We start from the raw sequence: 1,678 nt of genomic DNA on the forward strand, positions 1-1,678 counted from the left end.
CCAGGCTGTGTGAAAACGCCTGCGATTGTCTAACCTTCTGACCGTCGAGATCCTGGCGGGGACGGTCATGAAGCGATTCATCGAAGGTGAGGCTCGGACGCAAGTCACGTTGCTGCCGGAGTGCCTGGACGATTACGTCACCGAAGAAAACCCAGTTCGGGTAGTCGACGTTTTCGTCGATGAACTCGACCTTGGAGCACTCGGGTTCGACGGTGTCGATCCTGCGGCAACGGGTCGCCCGGCGTACCATCCAGCCGTGCTGCTAAAAATCTACATCTATGGCTATCTCAATCGGATTCAGTCCAGCCGCCGGCTTGAGCGTGAGGCAGAGCGTAATGTCGAGTTGATGTGGCTAACGGGCCGATTGGCGCCTGACTTCAAAACGATTGCCGACTTTCGTAGAGACAACGGTAAAGCCATTCGCAGCGTCTGCCGACAGTTCGTAGTGCTTTGCCGCAACCTCAATCTCTTCTCCCAATCGATCATCGCCATCGACGGCAGCAAATTCAAAGCCGTGAATAACCGCGACCGCAATTTCACTCAAGGCAAAGTGAAGGCGCGCATGCAGCAGGTCGAGCAGAGCATCGACCGCTATCTAGCAGCAATGGATTCAGCGGATCGGGCAGCGCCGGAAGTGGCCGAAGCCAAGACTGAGCGGTTGAAAGACAAAGTCGAAAAACTGAAACAGCAGATGCAAAAACTCAAGGACATCGAGGCGCAGCTTCAAGCGAGTTCCGATCAGCAGATCTCACTTACCGATCCAGATGCCCGTTCAATGGCCACAAGCGGCCGAGGCTCCGGCACAGTTGGGTACAACGTACAAACAGCAGTTGACGACAAACACCATCTGATCATTGCCCATGAGGTGACCAACGTTGGTAATGATCGCGGGCAACTGAGCAACATGGCTAACCAGGCACGGGAAGAAATCGGTGCTGAGCCGCTGACGGTGGTTGCTGATCGAGGCTATTACAAAGGCCCGGAAATCCTTGCTTGCGAGCAAGCTGGCATCACCACCTTTGTACCTAAACCCCTGACATCGAGCAGCAAAGCGGAAGGCAGATTCGGCAAGCAGGACTTCATCTACATTGCTGCTTCGGACGAATATCGATGCCCTGCGGGCCAGTTGCTGACGCGCCGGCATTCCTCAGTGGAAGACGGCATGCTACTGCACTGCTACTGGTTTTCAGGATGCCAGAGCTGCTCCATGCAGAAGCAGTGTACGACCGGTAAAGAGCGGCGATTAAAGCGCTGGGAGCATGAAGCCGTAGTCGAAAAGGTGCAGATTCGATTGGAGCATGATCCGGGGAAGATGAAGGTTCGCCGGCAGACGGTGGAGCATCCCTTTGGCACGATCAAATTCTGGATGGGAAGTACGCACTTCCTGACCAAAACCCTGCCGAGGGTAAGCACCGAAATGAGCCTTCACGTGCTCGCCTACAACCTCAAACGAATGATGAGCATCTTCGGTATCGCAGGTTTACTTGAGGCGATCAGGCCTTAAACCCCGCTGTTTGCTGGCCCGCAAACAGCTATATGGGCCGCTGACGCGGCCCATATAGTGCTGCAAACGTCTTTTTCGCTGGGTGAGCTATTCGCACTCTCGCGTGCTGATCCCACAGACAGTCAGCTCGACTATGGGTTTTTGATGTGTTTACTGCGTTTTCACACAGCCTGG

1 protein-coding gene is annotated in these 1,678 nt (G+C 54.8%); it reads left to right on the plus strand.

Going from position 1 to position 1,678, the window contains the following annotated elements; translation table 11 throughout:
* Window positions 1-67 precede the first annotated feature (67 nt).
* On the plus strand, window positions 68-1,504 hold the full coding sequence (locus CQW31_RS30700) for an IS1182 family transposase (RefSeq protein WP_009681980.1): 1,437 nt from the start codon (window positions 68-70) through the stop codon (window positions 1,502-1,504).
* Window positions 1,505-1,678 lie beyond the last annotated feature (174 nt).

Source organism: Pseudomonas sp. 382 (assembly GCF_002759075.1).
GTDB classification, from domain to species: Bacteria; Pseudomonadota; Gammaproteobacteria; order Pseudomonadales; family Pseudomonadaceae; genus Aquipseudomonas; species Aquipseudomonas vlassakiae.